9 protein-coding genes and 2 pseudogenes are annotated in these 17044 nt (G+C 42.0%); 9 read left to right on the plus strand and 2 right to left on the minus strand.

Features of this window, described 5'->3' with window-relative positions; genetic code table 11:
* The first annotated feature begins 37 nt into the window (after nt 1-37).
* The gene (locus N8A86_RS12890) at nt 38-1867 is read left to right on the plus strand and encodes a cytochrome c oxidase subunit I (RefSeq protein WP_273565768.1); all 1830 of its coding nucleotides are present in this window, start codon (nt 38-40) and stop codon (nt 1865-1867) included.
* 209 nt (nt 1868-2076) lie between these two features.
* Complete coding sequence (locus N8A86_RS12895) at nt 2077-2898, plus strand: GIN domain-containing protein (RefSeq protein WP_273565769.1); 822 nt, start codon at nt 2077-2079, stop codon at nt 2896-2898.
* 46 nt (nt 2899-2944) lie between these two features.
* Here N8A86_RS12895 and N8A86_RS12900 read toward each other — a convergent pair whose 3' ends face one another.
* Complete coding sequence (locus N8A86_RS12900; RefSeq protein ID WP_273565770.1) at nt 2945-5209, minus strand: acyl-CoA dehydrogenase family protein; 2265 nt, start codon at nt 5207-5209, stop codon at nt 2945-2947.
* Between the two features lie 97 nt (nt 5210-5306).
* Nucleotides 5307-6892 (minus strand): annotated as a pseudogene (gene pckA / locus N8A86_RS12905) (phosphoenolpyruvate carboxykinase (ATP)).
* Between the two features lie 167 nt (nt 6893-7059).
* Between pckA and ruvB the strand changes: the two are divergent.
* From ruvB to ruvA, 7 genes and pseudogenes are all read left to right on the plus strand, one after another.
* Nucleotides 7060-8082 carry a Holliday junction branch migration DNA helicase RuvB gene (ruvB, locus tag N8A86_RS12910; protein WP_273565771.1) on the plus strand — a complete coding sequence of 341 codons (1023 nt, stop codon included), beginning with the start codon at nt 7060-7062 and terminating at the stop codon, nt 8080-8082.
* A gap of 68 nt (nt 8083-8150) precedes the next feature.
* A pseudogene (locus N8A86_RS12915) lies at nt 8151-9412 on the plus strand (cytochrome P450).
* Between the two features lie 447 nt (nt 9413-9859).
* Nucleotides 9860-11173, plus strand: a complete 1314-nt coding sequence (locus N8A86_RS12920; RefSeq protein ID WP_273565772.1) for a Kelch repeat-containing protein — start codon at nt 9860-9862, stop codon at nt 11171-11173.
* Between the two features lie 221 nt (nt 11174-11394).
* Nucleotides 11395-12315: a tRNA epoxyqueuosine(34) reductase QueG gene (gene queG / locus N8A86_RS12925; RefSeq protein ID WP_273565773.1), complete on the plus strand. Its 921-nt coding sequence runs from the start codon at nt 11395-11397 to the stop codon at nt 12313-12315.
* Between the two features lie 314 nt (nt 12316-12629).
* Nucleotides 12630-13940 carry an MFS transporter gene (locus tag N8A86_RS12930; RefSeq protein WP_273565774.1) on the plus strand — a complete coding sequence of 437 codons (1311 nt, stop codon included), beginning with the start codon at nt 12630-12632 and terminating at the stop codon, nt 13938-13940.
* Nucleotides 13941-14014: 74 nt separating this feature from the next.
* Nucleotides 14015-16309: an NADP-dependent malic enzyme gene (locus N8A86_RS12935; protein ID WP_273565775.1), complete on the plus strand. Its 2295-nt coding sequence runs from the start codon at nt 14015-14017 to the stop codon at nt 16307-16309.
* A gap of 150 nt (nt 16310-16459) precedes the next feature.
* Nucleotides 16460-17041, plus strand: a complete 582-nt coding sequence (gene ruvA, locus N8A86_RS12940; RefSeq protein ID WP_273565776.1) for a Holliday junction branch migration protein RuvA — start codon at nt 16460-16462, stop codon at nt 17039-17041.
* The last annotated feature ends 3 nt before the right edge of the window (nt 17042-17044 follow it).

The following is a 17044-nucleotide window of genomic DNA, read 5'->3' on the forward strand; positions in this document are numbered from 1 at the left end:
TGTAAAAAGAAAATTTAATATTTTAAAGCATTTATTTATGTCAGCTATAGGACACGAACACGGAGATGATCACGGCCATGATGACGGGCACCACCATCACAAGCAGACCTTTGTAACTAAATACATTTTTAGTACAGATCACAAAATGATCTCGAAGCAGTATTTTATAACAGGCGTTATGGTAATGGGTTTTATTGGTATTGCCATGTCACTCATGTTCAGAATGCAACTGGCATGGCCAGGTGAGGCATTCCCGATTTTCGAAACTTTGTTGGGAAAATGGGCTCCTGATGGCGTGATGGATGCAGATATCTATTTGTCATTGGTTACCATTCATGGTACGATTATGGTATTCTTTGTGCTGACGGCAGGCTTAAGTGGTACCTTTAGCAACCTCTTGATTCCGTTACAGATCGGGGCCAGGGATATGGCATCCGGGTTTTTGAATATGCTTTCGTATTGGATGTTTTTCATATCGAGTGTTATTATGTTGATTTCACTGTTCGTGGAAGCGGGTCCCGCTTCTGCGGGATGGACCATATATCCACCGCTTAGTGCGCTTCCTATGGCTCAATCGGGTTCTGGTATGGGTATGACACTCTGGTTGGTTTCAATGGCCATTTTTATTGCCTCTTCGTTGTTAGGATCTTTGAACTTCATTGTTACGGTCATCAACCTTAGAACGAAGGGCATGTCAATGACACGCTTGCCCTTGACTATTTGGGCATTTTTTGTAACTGCTATTATTGGCGTTATTTCGTTCCCGGTATTATTGTCCGCAGCCTTGTTGTTGATTATGGACAGAAGTTTCGGAACATCCTTTTTCTTATCCGATATCTTTATCCAAGGGGAAGTCTTGCATTATCAAGGCGGTTCACCGGTACTTTATGAGCATCTATTCTGGTTCTTGGGCCATCCTGAAGTATATATTGTAATACTGCCTGCCATGGGAATCGTTTCCGAGGTAATGTCGGTAAATTCACGTAAGCCTATTTTCGGGTATCGTGCGATGATCGCTTCCATTTTGGCCATTGCATTTTTATCGACGATAGTTTGGGGGCACCATATGTTCATTTCTGGAATGAACCCTTTCTTGGGATCGGTATTTACATTTACCACATTATTGATTGCTATTCCTTCAGCGGTAAAGGCATTTAACTGGATAACCACCTTATGGAAGGGAAACCTACAAATGAACCCGGGCATGCTGTTTTCGATCGCTATGGTATCTACTTTTATTACTGGGGGTCTAACGGGTATCATTTTGGGTGACAGTGCCTTGGATATCAATGTTCACGATACGTATTTTGTGGTAGCACATTTCCACTTGGTAATGGGTATATCGGCACTCTACGGACTTTTTGCCGGAGTGTACCATTGGTTCCCGAAAATGTTCGAGGGCAAGATGATGAACAAAAATTTGGGTTACGTCCATTTTTGGATTACCGCAGTGGGTTCGTATGGTATATTCTTCCCCATGCATTTTATTGGAATGGCAGGTGTACCGAGACGATATTATGAGAATACCGCTTTTCCGATGTTCGACGAAATGACCAACATTCAGGTATTAATGACGGTATTCGCCCTAATTACTGCGGGAGCGCAATTGGTATTTGCCTATAACTTTATCAGCAGTATTTTCTATGGCAAAAAAGGACCAAAGAACCCTTGGAAAGCCACTACTTTAGAGTGGACGGCTGAAGTCAAGCACATTCATGGCAACTGGGACGGACCCATACCACATGTACACCGCTGGCCTTACGACTACAGTAAGACCGATGAGAACGGGGAATATGTAATTCCCGGTCAGGATTTTGTCCCGCAGACCGTTCCGCTGCAGGAAGATGAAGAAGAATTACAGCATTAAAGGATAAAATATTTTTAAATAAATGCCCGACAATAACAGTTGGGCATTTTTTTTGATATATTTAATCTGGGACTGCACTATTTGTGGACGTCATTCTGGGTCTGCTTCTGCAATCTAGCGAGCACAATCTAATTGTTGGGGACGGTTTTGGATTCGTAAAAAAATGCTCACCCTAATATAACGGTTCCGTTAAAAATCAAGAATACAACATGAAGAACATTGCCATTTTTATCGCTGTTATTTTTTGCTTTCAGGCTTTCGGTCAGCGCAAACCCAAAATAAAAGGAAACAAAAGTGTCATTGAGGTACGTGAAGAACTTCCACCCTTTAGTGCAATAGAACTAAGGGACGATCTCGATATAACATTACAAAAAGCCTCTAGTGAAGGCTACTCGATTACAGCAGATGACAACCTTATCGATGTGCTAAAGTTTGAAGTAGAAGATAGCATTTTGGTCATTAGTTCGTATTATAAAATAACTGCAAAGAAGAAACTCGGAATAACCGTAAATTACAATTATATCGAGGCCCTTACCATGCAAGATGGGCGTATAGAGATGAAAGATATCGTATCAAGTGAGCAACTTTATGTCAACACTTTCGGAAGTTCTAAACTACAGCTTAATGCAAATGCGCCATTTGTAAGCCTCAATATGGAAGGAAATAGTTCGGGAGATTTCAATATCGATAGTGACTCCTTGAGTATGGTTCTTAAAGACCGTATCGATGTGGGTATTTATGCCGTCAGTGATTCGAGTGTTTTAAAGATGAGCGAAAATGCCTCGGCAAAATTTGAGGGTACGGCCGATACCTTCACTATAAACCTATATGGAAACGCAAACCTTAAGGCAGAAAAATTGGAAGCTGCTTCCGTTTTTGCCACCCTCGAAGAATCACCTAACGCGCGTATTAATGCCTATAAAGATTTTGAATTGTCTTCTCGAGGGTCTTCAAAGACCTACTTTTATGGAGCGGCTAAAATCGTACTCATCGATTTTTTAGATACTTCGCAATTACATCGGGAGAAATAACTTAGTTGGACGCTGATACTACAAATCAATCTTTTTAGTTTGAACTTTATTCAGCTATAGGAGCACTCATACAATGTTCAGGAATACCGAATCCGTCCACGAGAACACCAATATGTGGTCGAAGTTCCGTACAAAGTCTTTCTACGCGTTGTCGAATGGCCTTTGATTTAGTTCCTGCGATATAACCCTGTTCCAAATACCACGCTGCATCTTTTCGAATTTCATGGAGCGCATAAAGAGTCCCTAATTTAAAAAAGAGCGATTTGTTTTTTTCATCTTCGATACCTTCGATAAAATCGCAATAGGTGTTGTAGGCTAACTCATGGCTATACGCTTTTCCCAAGGCCAGCAAATGTGACTGTACTTTTAGGAAAGCTTGATAAGATGGCACTCCTTTTTTGATATAATCTCGAATACGCCTGGCCAGAGTATAGGTCAATCGTCTTGTGCGATAGTTAAAGGCATGTTTGTGGAATTTGGGATTGTACAAATGATCCTTATCCACTTTATTTGAGTACACAGGATTTATAGTGGTCAGTTTATCACTGATCTGTATTCCTAATATTTTAAGAACTGAGGCGAACCCGGCACTATTGAATTCAGCTTTGAAATCGGAAAGAACTCCCTTCGCGGCCAATTGTAACAAAACGGTATTATCGCCTTCAAAAGTGGTAAAGATATCGACGTCGCCTTTGAGGTCGGCAATGCGATTTTCGATTAGATAACCTTTTCCGCCGCAGGCCTCACGACATTCTTGAATCGTATTGTTGGCGTACCATGTGATTATGGATTTCAACCCAGCGACTTGGGTCTCGACTTTTCGTTTATCCGGTTGTGAATCATCACAATAAACTTCCATCATTTTTGCCAATGTCACATCGTAAACAAAGGCACTTGCAACCAAAGGAGTCAAACGCAATTGATGTGAAGGGTAATCCATCAAAAGGTCTTCTTGAATCTTGATACTATCATTGAATTGCCTTCTTTTAAGCGCATGTTTGATAGCTACGGCCAAGGCCATTTTCGCTCCGCCCAATCCTGCACGTGCCACACAGATGCGCCCTCCAACCAAAGTGCCCAACATCGTAAAGAATCTTTTATTCGGGTTTTTTATGTCGGAATGATACGAGCCATCATCATAGATGGACCCATATTTATTCAAAAGATTTTCCCTTGGAACTGAAACTTGATTGAACCAGATTTTACCATTGTCGACACCATTCAGTCCTAATTTGTAACCATTGTCTTCAACCGTAATTCCCGGAAGTTCTTCGTGGTTTTCATCTCGTAGCGGAACTAAAATCGCATGTACCCCTTCATTCTTTCCGTCGACGATAAGTTGTGCGAAAACCGAGGCCATTTTTGAATGCAAGGCGTTGCCGATATATTCTTTATTATCATTTTTACCGGGAGTGTGAATGATAATACGGTCCGTGGCCTTGTCATAGGTTGCAGTCGTTTTGATGCCCCTTACATTGGATCCATGACCCGTTTCGGTCATGGCGAAGCAGCCCAATAATTTAGCAGCCCCCGTTTCATTTAAATAGGCATCGTGATGTTTTTTGGTGCCCAATTTTTGAATGCTTCCTCCGAAAAGTCCGAACTGAACTCCGAACTTTATGGTCAGGCTGCCATCGACGTAGATCATATTTTCAAACATATACGCGTAGCCTTCCATATCTCCGGTTCCTCCATAGGCTTCCGGGTAGGCCATAGCCCCGTAACCTCTTTCCGCCAGAAATTTGACTTGGTCGAGAACGACTTCCCGAAATTCTTCTTTGTTCCGATGGATATCCCACTCAAATATTTTATCCTTTAAAATATCCCTAAAGGTATCTACGACCTCGGCATGTCCTCCTTTTAAAATTATATCGATTTCTGAAGCATCATAAAAATCAGATGTGCTTTCATGTATAACCTCCACATCGAAAAGATGATTGTAATGATTGGGCTGTATACCCAAGTTTACCTCGATATCTTTCAAACTATCGTTAAACGGACAAACATCGAAGTATTCACATACAACTTTCTGGCTAAAAGTGGCCAGCGGATATGTTTCGCTCTCAATAAGCTTTACCTCAGAATTCGAGACTATTTGGTTCCAAGCCTTTAACTCTTTGTCAGAGGGAGGGTTTTTGGGATTTAACCATGATACAAGTGTTTTTTGCTCTTCTTGGGAAAGACTGTCGTCTTGGTCAATCGCTTTTTGAACGACATTGAGTTCTGAAGCGGTTACCAAATCATCGGACCAGATAACATAGAAAAAAGGAATATATTGAAGAATACCGGAGGAGTACTTGTTCTTTTGCATGCATTGAAATTACAACTTAGAAGGGAAAATCAAAATAAAAAATCCCCGTTGACCTATACAACGGGGATTTTTCATCAAATAATAATTTACAAAGCTATTATGCAGTCTCCTTTATTTTCGGCCCAGCTACGATAATTTCTGGATTTACATTGGCTTTGAACTGCTCGAAGTTTTCATTGAACAACCTAACCAATTTGTTCTTTACCTGAGCATACTTGGCCTTGTCGTCCCAAGTATTCTTTGGAATCAGTACTTCCCCAGGTACATTCGGACAGCTCGTCGGAATCTGAACACCGAATTCTTCGTCGGTCACAAATTCGACATTGTCAAAATCGTGGTTGTGAATCGCATCGATCATGGCCCTGGTATACTTTAATTTCATACGTTTTCCGGTTCCGTTCCATCCAGTATTCACCAACCAGGCCGTTGCTTTGTGTGTTTTTATCTTTTCCGCCAATAATTCGGCATATCGGTTCGGATGCCACATCATAAAGGCGGCTCCGAAACACGCGCTAAAGGTGGCTTGTGGTTCTGTAACGCCCATCTCGGTACCGGCTACTTTGGCGGTATAACCAGAAATAAAGTGATAACTGGCTTGTTCGGGGGTCAATTTACTCACCGGGGGAGAACGCCAAAAGCATCACAGGTCAAGAAAATAATGTTTTCAGGATGGCCGGCAATGCAGGGTATCTGAACGTTTTCTATGAAATCGATAGGGTATGAGGCCCTGGTGTTTTGTGTAATAGAAACGTCTGTATAATCTACTTTTCGAGAGTCTTTATCATAGACCACATTCTCTAGCACAGTTCCAAATCGAATGGCATTGAAGATATCCGGTTCATTTTCGGCAGAAAGGTCAATGGCTTTGGCATAGCAACCTCCTTCGATATTGAAAGTACCATCATCTGTCCAACAATGTTCGTCATCACCGATAAGTTTTCGCTTTGGGTCGGCACTCAAGGTAGTCTTTCCAGTTCCGGAGAGTCCGAACAGAATGGTAACGTCACCCTTTTCACCCACGTTGGCAGAACAGTGCATGGGCATTACATTCTCAAGCGGCATAAGGTAATTCATAACACCGAAGATGCCTTTCTTCATTTCGCCTGCATATTGGGTGCCTAAAATCACGATTTCCTTACGTTCCAAATTAACGTCGATACTGGTCTTAGAGGTCATTTCAGAGGTATATCGGTTTGCTGGGAAGCCCCCCGCATTCATTACCACATAATCAGGTTCACCAAAATCGGCCAATTCGGCGACGGTAGGCATGATCAACATATTCTGCATAAAAAGGGCATGGTAGGCACGGGTACAGATAATTCTTATTTTGATTCGATATTTAGGATCCCAGCCAGCATAGGCATCGACGACAAAAAGGTGGTCGCGGGTATTTAGATAGTCCAAGGCGCGTTCATGGTTGACCATATAAGTATGTTCATCAAGACCGATATTGATATCGCCCCAATCAATATTTTTTTCTGAGTCGGGATGTCTAACAATCCGTTTATCTTTCGGACTTCTACCGGTTTTTTCACCGGAAAACGTCATTAGGGCACCGACATCTGATATGGCAGTGCCTTTTTCAAGGCGTAGGCCTAGTTCATAAAGTACGGGAACACTACTGTTTCGGTAGATTTTTTCGGTCTCTATACCGTATTGTTTCAGGTTGAATGTTTCTGCCATGTTTCTCGTTTTTATAATTATGTGCTTTTCTTTTCGATATAGACAAAGGTTATAATTATGTACTTCAAAAAAGATGACAATTGTCATGCAATTAAAAAGGTAAATGTGAGTCAACACAAGATTTGGGTAAAAGGGATGGAAGCGTTTGATTTGCTATCTTTGATTTCATGAACGAATATCTAGACGCGACTGGCGAACATTTTTCCCCAGAGGAAATCGATATTGAAAGGGCCTTACGACCAATTTCATTTGATGACTTTACCGGGCAAGAACAGGTTTTGGAAAATCTGAAGGTTTTCGTAGAAGCTGCCAACCAACGTGATGAAGCTTTGGACCATACGTTGTTTCATGGCCCTCCGGGATTGGGCAAAACAACCTTGGCCCATATTTTGGCCAACGAGCTTGGTGTGGGAATTAAAGTAACCTCCGGCCCCGTATTGGATAAACCTGGTGACCTTGCCGGATTATTGACCAATCTAGATGAACGAGATGTTCTGTTTATTGATGAGATTCATCGGTTGAGTCCGATAGTGGAAGAATATCTCTATTCGGCTATGGAAGATTATAAAATCGATATCATGATTGAAACTGGCCCGAATGCACGATCGGTACAGATTAATTTGAATCCGTTTACGTTGATAGGTGCTACAACGAGGTCGGGATTATTGACCGCGCCGATGCGTGCTCGATTCGGAATTTCGAGCCGATTGGAATATTATGATACTGAACTGCTTTCTACCATAGTGCAACGTAGCTCAGAGATTTTGAAAGTGCCTATTACCAATGATGCGGCAATTGAAATTGCCGGGCGGAGCAGGGGAACTCCAAGAATTTGTAATGCACTTTTGCGACGTGTACGTGATTTTGCCCAGATAAAAGGAACCGGGAATATCGATTTGGAAATTTCGAAATACGGACTAAAAGCCCTTCATGTCGATGCGCACGGGTTGGATGAAATGGACAATAAGATTTTGACCACCCTGATTGATAAGTTCAAAGGTGGCCCCGTAGGAATTACCACGATTGCTACTGCGGTTTCCGAAAGTGCCGAAACCATTGAAGAAGTCTACGAACCTTTCTTGATTCAGCAAGGTTTTATCATGCGTACACCAAGGGGTAGGGAAGTTACCGAGCTGGCCTACAAACATTTAGGAAGAATCAAAGGTGGCACACAACCAGGGTTGTTTTGACGAATAAGATTCCCACCATTTCCCGCTATACCATTCTAAAGAATAAAAATCGAATTCTAGAAAACCCTTTGCCGTTCCACCGCGAAAGCTTCGAAAAATATGGCGATACCTTTAGAATAGATTTGGGCAAAAAAAGTAATTGGCTCTTTACCCGTGACCCTGAATCGATACAGCATATTCTTCAAAAAAATCACAAGAATTACAATAAGTCCGATTTACAGACCAAAGACCTCGGAAAATATATTGGCCAAGGTTTGTTGACCTCCAATGGGGAATTTTGGCGTGTGCACCGACGAATGATACAGCCCACTTTTCACAAGAAAAAGTTAGATGGTTTAATGGATATTATGTATCAGGCCGTTCAAAGTGAGCTACAAGAAATCAAACCCTACCAAGAACAAGACATTTTTCCCTTAATGGGCGATTTGGCGTTTCAGGTAGTCGCACAATCACTTTTTAGTGCCGACAATCTTCGCGAAAAAATTAAAAAGCTCAAAGAGATTACGATACGCATTCAAGAAATGTTGGTCAAGGAGTTACGGTTACCTTATTTAAAATGGTGGTTTCAATTGAATGGAGAAATAAAAAAACATTTGCTGCTACGTGACAAGGCAAGTGAAATTCTAAATAAGATTATTCAAGATCGGGTCGATTCCGGTATAGAAAAAGATGATCTGCTCGATATGCTTTTGGGCGCACGTTACGAAGACGGTACGCCAATGCCCAGAAAACAGTTAATCGATGAAGTAATGGTACTTTTTACGGCAGGGCACGAGACCACGGCAAACGCCCTAAGTTTTGCGCTGTTATTGTTGGCCAAGCATCCTGAAATTCAGGAAAAATTGTTTCAAGAAACGGAGGGCATTGATTTTGAACTTGGCACCGTAATGAAACAAATCGGCAAACTTGGCTATACCAAACAATGCATCGAAGAAACACTTAGACTATACCCTCCATTGTTTGTTTTGGATAGAATTAGCCTGGATTCGGATACCGTGAACGGACAGGATTTTAAAAAGGGACTGTATGGTTGATGAGTTTTTTTGAGTTGCATCGCCATTCCGATTTTTGGGAAAAGCCGGAAGTTTTTGATCCAGATCGTTTTGCACCTGAAAATAAAAAGGATTTTTCAAATTACTATTTTCCATTCGGTGCTGGCCCCCGTATGTGCATCGGAAATAATTTTGCAATGTACGAGATGATAATGACCGTTGCTTCGGTAGTTAAAAAGTACAAGTTATCCAGTCAGTCTAGTGAAATTGTTTTAAATCCTATGCTTACTTTAAAACCGAGTGAGGCTCTGATAAAATTTGATGAACGACAAACATAAAATAAAAATCGAACTAAATCGAGGCCAAACGCCCTAGGTTTTTTAATAGATATAATTAATGTCTCTATCTAATTGTCCTTAGGAAATATTGATTTTCTTTTTGGTATTAGGGTCTAAATAAAGATTTCATGTCCCCGGTACTAATGGATTTTTTATTGTTTGAAATAACTCACATTTTTAATCTATATATGCTAAAATGAGAAAATAGGGTTTGCCCGGATCAATAGCCGTTCAACGAAAAAATATTTAAGATGTTAAACTTTTGTTACTTTTGTATCGGCAAATAGAAAAATAGACCGAATATCATCGTTTTGAAGAAGCATACGGAATTTTCAAAAGGCATTTTCTGGATTTTTATTTTCTGGTTATATTAAAAGGGCAAGGCGTATGATACAAATTTTATGGTCTTTAAAGCAGTATTAAAATTTTACTTAAAAATAAAATGGTATGAAAATTAAAAAAATTGGTTTATTGGGCCTGATGGCCATCGCCCTCTTCGGGTGCAAAAAAAGTGACGATACACCCACTCCTCCTATAGATCCGCCGCCTCCGGCTAATATGGCTCCTGGAGCTTTTGACTTATTGGAGGCCACCGATGGGGCCGAAGGAGTGGACTTTCTGCCTACCTTGACTTGGCAGGCCGCTACAGATCCTGAAGGAGATACTGTCAGTTACGACCTCTTTTTGGATACCGCAGATGATCCAACAACTCTTTTGTCGGGCGGACTTTCCGCTACATCTTTTACGGTAGCCGATAGTCTTGAGAGGGCTACTGACTACAATTGGAAAGTAGTTGCCAAAGACACTGAGGGAAATACGACTTCTAGCGTTGTTTTCGGCTTTACCACGGTGGGATTGGTCACTCCGTCCGACCCGGTAACGTCTGCCGCGGAATTTACGGCACGTCAAGGTCACGCCTCAGCGGCCTTCGATGGCAAACTCTGGGTAATTGGCGGAAATGATATCGACAACATTCAGCATGATGTATGGTCTTCTACCGACGGTGCCACGTGGACGTTAGAGACAGCCGATCCAGGTTTTGAGACGCGTTCAAGTCATGCTTCGGTCGTATTCCAAAATCAATTATGGGTAATTGGTGGGGTTTCTTTTCGCCAGATAGATAACGGCCCAGGAGTACCACCTACGGACGAATTGTATTATCTAGAGGATGTCTGGTCTAGTACGAACGGTACTGATTGGATAGAGCAAGCCGATACTGTAGGTTTCGGGCCACGTGATGGGATAACCGCAGGGGTGCTCGGAGACAAAATTTTCGTAATCGGCGGATTTGATGGTACCGATTACAAAAACGATGTATGGTCGACTACTGATGGCGTGACTTGGGTAGAAGAAACTGCTTCAGCAGAATTTTCACCAAGATCTGGTCACACTACTGCGATTTTTGATAACAAGATCTGGGTTGCGGGAGGTTGGAATGGAGTTGATACGTATAACGACGTATGGTACAGTTCCGATGGAGTTACTTGGACCGAAGCTACCGACGATGGGCCATTTTCATTACCTGTAAATATGACTATGACGGCCTTTGACGGCAAGCTTTGGGTCATTGGAGGTTTTACAACGACCGCAGTGAACGATATTTGGTATAGTTCCGATGGTGTAGAATGGCGACAATCGTTACCCACAGCTGGTTTTTCTGCAAGAGGCGAACATACCACCGTCTTGTTTAATGATAAATTATGGGTTATTGGTGGATATGATGGCACTAGTTTGGTAAACGATGTCTGGGTTATCGATTAAAGAATGACCTTGAAAATTCAAAGAGGATATTCAACGATTGAATTATTAAGTATTGAACAACGGCCGAAAACTGCTAAACAGTTTTCGGCCGTTGTTTTGTAGGCTACAAAAGTTTGGACATCTATTGTTCATCAAGAAATTGGTCAAGTTTCCCTTTTGCGGAAAAGACTACATAAGATTCGTAACTTGGTCTACAGAATTTCAAAACAGAGTTTGCCGCTTTGAAGAGGGAAAATGAGTATACCAGATTGATAAAAACCGAAGCTAAACGCCTCGATTTTTTGTCATGCGGTATTTCGAAGGCCGATTTTTTGGAGGAGGAAGCTCCTCGGCTTGAAAAATGGCTCAGTAAAAACATGCACGGCGAAATGGCCTATATGGAAAACCATTTTGACAAACGGTTGGATCCCAGGTTATTGGTCGATGGAGCAAAATCGGTCATTTCTTTGTTGTTGAATTATCATCCGGAGGAAACCCAAAACGAGGATACATACAAGATTTCAAAGTATGCTTACGGAAATGATTACCACCACGTCATCAAAGCAAAACTAAGGCAGCTCCAAAAATTTGTCTCCGAAGAAATCGGGGAAGTCAACGGTCGGGCATTTGTAGATTCCGCCCCGGTTTTAGATAAGGCCTGGGCTGCCAAAAGCGGATTAGGTTGGATGGGCAAGCACAGTAACTTATTGACAAAAGAAGTAGGCTCTTTCTATTTTATCGCGGAGCTAATCATTGATCTGGAATTAGAATATGATACTCCGGTTACAGATCATTGTGGCACATGCACGGCCTGTATCGATGCATGCCCAACAGAAGCCATTGTTGAACCCTATGTTGTTGATGGAAGTAAATGTATTTCCTATTTTACCATCGAGTTAAAAAACGAGATTCCCACATCGGTAAAAGGTCAGTTCGACGATTGGGTTTTTGGCTGTGATGTTTGTCAAGATGTTTGTCCATGGAATCGCTTTTCCAAATCACATAACGAACCTTTGTTCAATCCGCATCCCGATCTACTTTCCATGACCAAAAAAGACTGGGAAGATATTACGGAAGATGTTTTCAAAAAAGTGTTTCAGAAATCAGCGGTAAAACGCACCAAATTTTCCGGTCTAAAACGGAATATCAACTTTCTTAAATAGCTCTTTGGTTTTAAAGACTAAATCTGTTCCCCTCCTTAGGAGGGGCTAGGGAGGACTTCGAATTTCAAAAATCTCCCGTAATACGAACATAATTTTCTGGTCTTAAAATAAATATTCAATTCGTTAGATCTAAAGAATAGGTAAGGATTCAAAATATTGGCCCCAAATTACTCCCCCTCCCTGAAAGGGGGTTCGGGGGAGGGCGTCGCAAACGTTTTCGCTACAGCTACTTCTTCATTAATTATAAAGCTTAGGTCAAGCGAACGTTTAAAATGGTATCTTGTTTGGCAGAATTTCCACCAAACCTTTAGAAAATGAAAATAGGAAAACCCAGTTTAAGTTTTTGGCAAATATTCAATATGAACGTTGGATTTCTGGGAATCCAATATAGTTTCGGACTGCAACAAACTGCGATCAATCCAATTTTCTTGTATTTGGGGGCTCCTGAAGAGATGCTGCCGATTTTGAATATAGCCGGACCGGTTACCGGGTTGGTGGTGCAACCGATTATCGGAGCAATGTCCGATAAAACATGGTCTCCCAAATGGGGTCGGCGCAAACCCTATTTTTTAATTGGTGCCGTAATCGGTAGTCTCTGTTTGTTTGCTTTTCCCACGAGTCCGGTGTTGTGGTTTGCGGTTGGACTATTATGGATTCTAGATGTCGGTAACAATATGGCCATGGAACCCTATCGCGCGTTTGTGGGTGATAAACTACCCGAAAAACAGTTGAGTATGGGGTACCAAATGCAGAGCTTGTTCGTAGGGGCGGGAATACTTTTGGCAAATGGATCAATTGTACTTTTCCAATATCTTTTTGGTGGTGATTCCATCGAGGTTGCGGGTGAGATCCCCCAATGGCTATACTATTCATTTTACATAGGTGGAATTTTGTCTATTACGACCATCTTATGGTCGGTTTTTAAAACGCCCGAAATTCCTCCTTCAACTGAAGAATTGGCCGAAATCAATCATACCAAGACTTTGCCAATTGGTCAGCGGATTGCCAAGCCCTTTGCCGAGATTTCGGAAGCAATCAAAGAAATGCCCAAATTCATGTGGAAAATAGGGGCGGTCTATCTTTTTCAATGGTATGCGCTTTTTGTCTATTGGCAGTATATTACACCACTTTTTAAACTCACTTTGGGCTATTCCACCTCCGAGGCAGCTTCACAATCCGCCCAGATGAGCTTGACCTATAATATTGTCACCATGGTAGTTGCCTTGGCGTTGGTACCGCTCACCTTAAAATATGGAGGAAAAAAGGTATATGCGCTGAGTTTGGTCGGTACCGGGTTGGCACTTTTCGCAATTCCCTTTATTGGTGACCCCAAACTTGTACTCGCACCTATGGTCTTATTTGGTATAGGTTGGGCGGCCATGATGGGTATACCCTATACCATGGTTTCCAAAGTAGTGCCCCAAGAGCGGCGAGGGGTGTATATGGGTATTTTGAATATGATGATCGTGATTCCCATGGGAATAGAAACGTTGACTTTCGGTCCTATTTATAAATACATATTAGGTAATAATGCTGTGAACGCTATTCTTTTTGCGGGCGTATTTTTTATTATTTCTGCTATTTTGGCCATGCGATTAAACGTTTCAAAGGCAGCGGATGACTAATATCTAAACTTTGAGACGTCTCGCTGATTTTTCCGAAGAATACCCCTAAATTTGTTTCCCAAAACCAGAAGACCATGAGCAAACAAAAGCAACGAAGGGAAGCATTGATTTATCACGCCAAGCCTCAGCCAGGTAAGATAAAAGTGGTGCCTACCAAACCCTATGCTACCCAACGCGATCTAGCGCTGGCATATTCACCTGGCGTTGCTGAACCTTGTCTCGAAATAAAAAAGAATAAGGAGAATGTCTACAAATACACCGCCAAGGGCAATCTGGTCGCCATTATTTCGAACGGAACCGCTGTTTTGGGTTTGGGGAATATTGGACCTGAGGCCTCTAAGCCGGTTATGGAGGGAAAAAGTCTGCTCTTTAAGATTTTCGCGGATATCGATGGAATTGATATCGAGGTAGATACCGAGGATGTGGATAAATTCGTCGAAACCGTAAAAATGATTGCCCCGACCTTTGGAGGAATCAATCTAGAGGATATAAAGGCACCCGAAGCCTTTGAAATAGAACGAAGACTTAAGGAAGAACTTGATATTCCCGTGATGCATGATGACCAGCATGGTACGGCCATTATCTCGGCGGCTGCCTTATTGAATGCGCTAGAGATCACCAAAAAGAAAATAGATAAAGTTCGTATTGTAATTAGTGGGGCAGGGGCCGCAGCGGTCTCTTGTACCAAATTGTATAAAGCCTTTGGTGCAAAAACCGAGAATATCGTGATGTTGGATAGTAAAGGTGTGATTCGCAAAGATGCACCTGATTTGGCCGCCTCTAAAATTGAGTTCGCCACGGATAGAAAAATAGACACTCTCGAAGATGCCATGAAAGATGCCGATGTTTTTGTAGGCCTCTCCATTGCTGATATCGTAAGTCCGAAAATGCTAAAATCAATGGCCAAGGACCCTATCGTCTTTGCCATGGCGAACCCAAACCCTGAAATCGATTATAATCTGGCCGTAAAAACCCGGAAGGATATCATTATGGCTACTGGTCGTTCCGACCATCCGAACCAAGTCAATAATGTATTGGGTTTCCCCTTTATTTTTAGAGGAGCTTTAGATGTTCGTGCGACAAAAATAAATGAGGAAATGAAAATGGCGGCGGTTCGTGCCTTGGCCGAACTGACCAAGGAAAATGTGCCTGAACAAGTCAATATCGCCTATGGAAAGACAAGGTTGGCCTTTGGTAAGGAATACATCATACCAAAACCCTTCGACCCTCGATTGATTGCTGAAATCCCTCCTGCTGTGGCACGGGCTGCCATGGAAAGTGGGGTGGCAAAAAACCCAATTGAAGATTGGGAGAAATATAAGGAAGAACTGTTGCAGCGCTCTGGTAATGACAATAAAATAGTAAGACAATTGCACGATCGTGCAAGAATGAAGGCCAAAAGAATCGTATTTGCAGAGGCCGACCAATTGGATGTCATGAAGGCCGCTCAAATTGCTTTTGAGGAGGGTGTCGCCATTCCTATTTTATTGGGTAGAAAGCATACCATCAAAGTCCTAAAAAAAGAACTTGATTTTGATGCCGACCTAATGGTCATCGATTCACATTCAGATGAGGCGAACGCAAAGAGAGAGCAATACGCACAACAATATTTTCAAAATAGGCAACGACGTGGCGTGACGCTGTACGGAGCTCGTCAAAAAATGCGCGAGCGCACTTATTTTGGGTCTATGATGGTTCTTGAAGGCGATGCCGATGGTATGATCTCGGGTTATTCTCGGGCCTATCCGACTTTGGTAAAGCCAATTTTTGAGGTAATTGGGCGTGCGGCGGATGTAAAAAAGGTATCAACGGTACACATAATGACGACCGATCGAGGCCCAATATTCTTGGCTGATACCTCTATCAATATAGATCCTACCGCAGAAGAATTGGCGGAAATAACCCAAATGACGGCAAACGTGGCGATGACTTTCGGATTTAGTCCCGTTATAGCACTGCTGTCGTATGCAAATTTCGGGTCTTCTACGCATCCATCGGCAACCAAAGTTCGAAAAGCAGTCAAGATATTACATGAAAGTAATCCCGATTTATTGGTCGATGGTGAGATTCAGACCGATTTTGCCTTGAATAAAGAATTGAACCAAAGTAAGTTTCCATTTTCAAAAATATCCGGACAGAAAGTAAACACATTGATTTTTCCGAATCTTGAATCGGCGAATATCACCTACAAATTGCTAAAAGAGCTTAATCATGCCGATAGCATAGGCCCGATAATGGTCGGGTTAAGAAAATCGGTGCACATTATCCCACTTGGCGCGAGTGTTGATGAAATCGTGAATATGGCCGCTGTGGCCGCTATCGATGCGCAAGAACGGGAGAAGAGAAAGAAAGCGAAAACGGGGAAGTAAGTTGGCAGTTGCCGGATGCAGTATGCAGTTAATATTTAGTCTTAATCAGAGGTCGGTAGCCCTTGATCATAATTCAAAAACTCATATCGCTGCACCATAACTTTTAACTCTCTTGAACTTGTATGTGAACCTTGAACTTGAACTTTAAAAATGATCCACCACTTAAAAGGCAAATTGGTAGAAAAATATCCTACCCACGTTATCATTGAATGTAGCGGAGTCGGCTATTTTGTAAATATTTCCCTGAATACATTTTCCAAAATTCAGGATGCCGAGAGCATTTCACTTTTTACCCATTTACAGGTGAAGGAAGATTCGCATACCCTTTTTGGTTTTGCCGAAAAGTCGGAACGCGAGATTTTCAGATTGTTGCTTTCCGTTTCTGGTATTGGTTCAAGTACGGCAAGAACCATGTTGTCTTCATTGTCTCCCTCCGAAATTCGAGATGCTATTGCCAATGGTAATGCCCCTACCATACAGGCTATCAAAGGTATAGGTGCTAAAACGGCCCAACGGGTAATTTTAGACCTGCGTGACAAGATTCTGAAAGTCTATGATATTGACGAAGTTTCCACAAATTCAAACAATACAAACAAAGATGAAGCGTTATCTGCATTAGAGGTTCTTGGGTTCGCCAGACGACAAGCTGAAAATGCGGTTGACAAGGTGTTGAGGCAAGATTCCTCGCTAAGTGTCGAGAATATCATAAAACTCGCGCTGAAAAATTTGTAATAA

This window comes from Maribacter halichondriae, from assembly GCF_027474825.1.
GTDB classification, from domain to species: Bacteria; Bacteroidota; Bacteroidia; order Flavobacteriales; family Flavobacteriaceae; genus Meishania; species Meishania halichondriae.